Origin of the sequence: Rhodohalobacter sp. (genome assembly GCF_041686455.1) — a bacterium.
GTDB lineage: Bacteria > Bacteroidota > Rhodothermia > Balneolales > Balneolaceae > Rhodohalobacter.
On sequence record NZ_JAWLDW010000165.1, the window covers coordinates 1 to 4,602 of the forward strand.

The 4,602-nt window shown below is 42.6% G+C and carries 6 protein-coding genes; 3 read left to right on the top strand and 3 right to left on the bottom strand.

Annotation, left to right across the window (positions count from 1 at the left end; translation table 11 throughout):
• From ACESM0_RS12865 to miaA, 3 genes are all read right to left on the bottom strand, one after another.
• Nucleotides 1–323 (bottom strand): ATP-dependent Clp protease adaptor ClpS (locus ACESM0_RS12865; RefSeq protein WP_372906606.1); only part of this gene is annotated, 323 nt, incomplete at its 3' end.
• A gap of 7 nt (nucleotides 324–330) precedes the next feature.
• Nucleotides 331–579, bottom strand: a complete 249-nt coding sequence (purS, locus tag ACESM0_RS12870) for a phosphoribosylformylglycinamidine synthase subunit PurS (RefSeq protein ID WP_372906607.1) — start codon at nucleotides 577–579, stop codon at nucleotides 331–333.
• Nucleotides 580–614: 35 nt separating this feature from the next.
• The gene (gene miaA, locus ACESM0_RS12875) at nucleotides 615–1,547 is read right to left on the bottom strand and encodes a tRNA (adenosine(37)-N6)-dimethylallyltransferase MiaA (RefSeq protein ID WP_372906608.1); all 933 of its coding nucleotides are present in this window, start codon (nucleotides 1,545–1,547) and stop codon (nucleotides 615–617) included.
• A 208-nt stretch (nucleotides 1,548–1,755) separates the two neighbouring features.
• Here miaA and dnaN point away from each other — a divergent pair, with 208 nt between their 5' ends.
• The 3 genes from dnaN to ACESM0_RS12890 all read left to right on the top strand — a co-directional run bounded on the left by dnaN (nucleotide 1,756) and on the right by ACESM0_RS12890 (nucleotide 4,570).
• Nucleotides 1,756–2,871 (top strand): DNA polymerase III subunit beta, encoded by a 1,116-nt coding sequence (dnaN, locus tag ACESM0_RS12880; protein WP_372906609.1) that lies wholly within the window; start codon nucleotides 1,756–1,758, stop codon nucleotides 2,869–2,871.
• 6 nt (nucleotides 2,872–2,877) lie between these two features.
• Nucleotides 2,878–3,666, top strand: a complete 789-nt coding sequence (locus ACESM0_RS12885; RefSeq protein WP_372906610.1) for an S-adenosyl-l-methionine hydroxide adenosyltransferase family protein — start codon at nucleotides 2,878–2,880, stop codon at nucleotides 3,664–3,666.
• Between the two features lie 100 nt (nucleotides 3,667–3,766).
• Nucleotides 3,767–4,570, top strand: a complete 804-nt coding sequence (locus ACESM0_RS12890; protein WP_372906611.1) for a class I SAM-dependent methyltransferase — start codon at nucleotides 3,767–3,769, stop codon at nucleotides 4,568–4,570.
• The last annotated feature ends 32 nt before the right edge of the window (nucleotides 4,571–4,602 follow it).

The window sequence follows — 4,602 nt, forward strand, 5'->3', positions numbered from 1 at the left end:
ATTTCTGTGATTAATTGAATTTCCTGCAGAACGGAATTGATTTTGAGACACTCTTCAAAACTGCCTTCAAAAACGTTGGCCTTGCCTTCTTCGTGAACTTTAATGGTATACTCTTCAGCTTGTTGTACGGTACATCCTAACGCTTTAATCAACTGATTGATAACCTCATCAAAAGTGTGGATGTCGTCATCATACAATATAACTCGCCAGGGTGTATCAACAGACTCCTCTTCTTCTGTTTTTTCTAGTACATCCGCACCGGGGCTCTCTTCAGTTTTTTCTCCTGTATTGAGAAACGGCTGTGAATGCGCAAATCGGTACATGAAGAGGTTAATTATTTTGAATGTTGATGGTGTAATCTTCCATGACTTCATTAGCCAGTAGCTGAGTGCAGGCGGTATCGGCGATTTTTTTTGCTTCATCCTCTGAACCGGCGTCGATATCGAGCTCTATTAATTTTCCAATTCGTACTTCTTTTACTTCATTGAGTCCGAGATTTTGCAGAGCGTGATGAGAGGCTTTTCCTTTTGGGTCGAGGATTGATTTTCGAAGAGTAATGTTAACTATTGCTTTGTACATAAGTGCTATTTGGCGGTTTTTGGAAAAAGTACAAGTTAACCTTTCTGAGACTTAGCTGCTACCCGATGTTGTATATACTCAACGCATTCATGTTCGCTTTTTGTATGCCTGTCTATAACGTCTGCGAAGCCCCATTTGCGCAGCCAGGTGATCTGTCTTTTAGCATATCTGCGAGTAGCTGTTTTAATGTCAGCGATCATCTGTTCGTGTGATATTTCATCCCTCAAAAATTGAATAGCCTGTTTATACCCCACTGTTTGCAATGCCTGAAGATCAGGACTGTACCCCGCCTCCAGAATTGTCTTTGTCTCTTCAACAATGCCATGCTCGATCATCTGATCTGTTCGCTCTTCAATTCGCTGATGAAGTACTTTTCTGGGATGATAAAGGGCAAAGAAAAAATAGTGATCAGGCAGGCTCAGTTCTTCATTTGAATGAAAACTGCTGAACGGCATTCCGGTCTGCATCCAAACATCGAGGGCTCGGATGATTCTCTGGCGATTCATACCGTCCATTTTATTAATGTATTCGGGATCGACTTCACTCAATTTTTGATGGAGAGCTTCGAGGCCATCATTTTCTGCTTCTTTATTAAGCTGTGAGATGTTCTTTTCGTTCGAGGACGGAAGGTCATCAAGAGGCTGGATTAGTGATTTTAAATGCAGGGAGCTTCCGCCACAAAAGATTACGGTTTTTCCACGAGCTTCAATCTCATTGGCAGTTTTAAGTGCGCGTTCCCTGAAGTCCGCAACAGAGTCCGGCTCATCTAAATCAAGGATTGATATATTATGATGCGGGACAAGTTTAAGTTGTGCCGCTGTTGGCTTTGCGGTACCGATATCAATTTTTTTGTAGCACTGGCGGGAATCGACAGAGATGATTTCTCCATCCATCTTAAGAGCAAGTGCAATGGCCAGTGAACTTTTACCGGAAGCTGTTGGACCGGCAATAATAATTCGTTTTTTCATAATGCCTTAAGATACCGGATATCAGGCAACTCTACAGATAGAAATCATCTAGCGCAGGCCACCTAAATAAATGAAATTGTCTGCTAAAGGCGTTACTTTACAGTTGCAGGACGAAGCAGGATTTATTAGTATAGATGCTTTGAACTGACCTGCATTTATTGCGAAAAAAGAGACTTTTCAGTCATTTAAAATAGATTGACATCTGATTATGAAATTTAATTTATCCAGCAGTGATTTAAATCAGGGACTTGCAGCTGTATTTGGTGCTGTTCCCAGCAAAGCGACTCTTCCAATTTTAGAAACCGTTCTGTTTGAATCTGAAGAGGGCCGGTTAAAGCTGACGGCAACCGATCTTGAAATTTCCATTATCGAATATATTGATGCGGACATTGAGGAGGAAGGGGCTGTTGCCATTCCGGCTAAGCGTTTGCTCGAAACACTGCGCCAATTGCCTGATATATCCGTCTTTTTTGATGTGGATGCCTCCCACAATGTGAAGTTCAAAACAGATAAGGGAAATTACAAACTGATGGGTGAAGAGGCGGATGAGTTTCCTGAGATTCCGAACATGCATGAGGGAATGACGCTTACCACAGAAACGGAATTGATTCAGGACGCAATCGGTAAAACCATGTTTGCTGTTTCAACGGACGATCTGCGCCCGGCTATGATGGGTGTCTATTTTGACATCAGTGAAACCGAAAGCAAATTTGTAGCTACCGACGGACATCGACTGGTCCGGTTTGTAAACAGAAATCTGAAGTCAGATCAACCGGTATCATTTATTGTGCCTGATAAGGCGTTAAATCTTATCTCGAAAGCTTTGGATGGTGCAGATTGTGATTTGACGGTATCTGATGATCACGCTCAATTTAAGAGTGGAAATACAATTATTATCACACGTCTCATCAACGAGCAGTATCCAAACTATGAGTCCGTTATTCCTCGCGATAACGACAAAGAACTTACCGTAGACAAAAACCAGATGCTCTCTACCGTTAAACGGGTGTCTGTATTTTCGAGCTCAACCACGAGGCAGATTCGATTACAGCTCAGTCCGGATAAACTGACAATCCGTGCCGAGGATATCGATATGAGCAGTGAGGCTAAAGAGACCATTGCCTGTGATTACAGTTTTGATGACATGGAGATTGGTTTCAATGCAAAATATTTGGCTGATGTGCTGTCGAATGTGGATGGTGAAGAAGCTAAGTTTGAATTCTCAACACCAAACCGTGCGGGTATTGTAAAACCTGTTGAGGAGAGTGAAGGTGAAGAGATGCTGATGCTCGTTATGCCTGTGATGCTAAACAATTATGCATAGGCAAATATGTCGAACATTGTTACACTTACAACAGACTTTGGCCTGCAGGATCACTACGTAAGTGTAATGAAAGCGGTGATGCTGGGAATAAATCCCGATCTTCGCTTTGTTGATATCTCCCACCAAATTCCACCTCAGGATATCATGGCGGGAGCATGGGTGGTTCGAAATGCCTCTCTGGAGTTCCCCCCTGATACAGTTCATCTTGTGGTGGTTGATCCAGGTGTGGGCACCGAGCGCGATGCCGTTGCGGTAAAGATTAAAGATCAGTTGTATGTTGGTCCTGATAACGGAATTTTTTCTCTGATTGGTGATGAATTTGAATACGAAGCTTATCGCTTAACAAACCAGACTTTCTGGAAAAAGGAGCCATCAAACACTTTTCACGGCAGAGATATATTTGCACCGGTAGCGGCTCATCTTGCAAGTGGTGTAAATCTCAGTGAACTTGGTGATCCGGTTGAGGAGCTGGTAACCTATCGCTGGGCAGTTCCGATTTCAGATAAGGATGGCATCCAGGGTTGGGTGATGCATATCGACAGGTATGGTAACCTGATTACCAATATCACTTCTTCCTTGATTTCTGAATCGATTGGTACATCCAAGTTTCGGATTTATACCGGAAATACTATACTGGACGAGATCGTACCAACGTTTAATTCTGTAGCCGATGGCGAGCCTGCTGCATATATTGGCAGCTCTGATACTCTTGAAATTGCAATCAATAAAGGAAATGCACAGCAGATGCTTGGTGTGCAGAAAGGAGCTCAGGTATCAATAATTATTCAGAAGTAGCAATTATTGCTATTGGAGTTGGATTGTAACTCTGCTGAGATCCGTTCGTAGAATGAATGTCAGGAAGTTATAGTTCATCAATGAAAAAGCTCCATTTAATATGAAATTACAGGTTCGCTCTCCAAAACACGATCGTGAAGTAATTGAGATTCCGGTCAAGGCAGCTGAGTTGTCGTCACTGTTTAATGGCACTATTGCCTCTCCAAAAGGCGATGAATACCCGATAAAAAATAATATTATTGATCTCCTGCCGGAGGAAAAAAGCTACTCGATGGCACAGAGCACAAATCACTGGAAACTGACGGCATCTGTCTATGAAGATTTGTGGAGAAAAAGATCACTATCACTGCTCACCGGTGAAGAATTTCCTATTGAAAAAGAGCAGGAGTTATTAGCAGACTGGATAAACCCACAACCGGATAAATGGTATCTGGATGTGGGTTGTTCTACAGCTCTTTATGCCCGAACATTGAAAAAGAGTGAACCGAAAAGTCACCATGTTGCGGTAGACTTTTCAAAAGTGATGCTTGAAGAGGCGAGAATTAAAGCAGAAGCAGAACAGCTGGATCTCTTTCTGATCAGAGCCGACGGGCGAAATCTTCCATTTTTTGCCGGTACGTTCGACGGATTGAGTATGGGCGGAACGTTGAACGAACTGACTGACGAACTGAAGGTGCTGTATGAATGTCGGAGGGTTTTAAAGAGCGATGGTGTTTTTTTTATGATGCATCTTGTTAAAGCTGCATCCTGGTACTGGAGGTTATTTCAAGACTCGGCAGAGTGGGGAGGTTTGCAGTTTTGGTCGGTAGAAGAGAGCAACGAACTCTTCAGAAGAGCCGGCTTTAAAGTAGAAGATCAGTTTACAAAAGGTATCGTCTGTTTTTCGAAACTAAGACCGAGTTAATTTTAGCTTGCTGAAGGGAAGCAACATGATTA

Bases quoted from the DNA above. Each gene is read 5' to 3' on its own strand.
- purS (WP_372906607.1), bottom strand. From the start codon at position 579: ATGTACAAAGCAATAGTTAACATTACTCTTCGAAAATCAATCCTCGAC.
- miaA (WP_372906608.1), bottom strand. From the start codon at position 1,547: ATGAAAAAACGAATTATTATTGCCGGTCCAACAGCTTCCGGTAAAAGT.
- dnaN (WP_372906609.1), top strand. From the start codon at position 1,756: ATGAAATTTAATTTATCCAGCAGTGATTTAAATCAGGGACTTGCAGCT.
- ACESM0_RS12885 (WP_372906610.1), top strand. From the start codon at position 2,878: ATGTCGAACATTGTTACACTTACAACAGACTTTGGCCTGCAGGATCAC.
- ACESM0_RS12890 (WP_372906611.1), top strand. From the start codon at position 3,767: ATGAAATTACAGGTTCGCTCTCCAAAACACGATCGTGAAGTAATTGAG.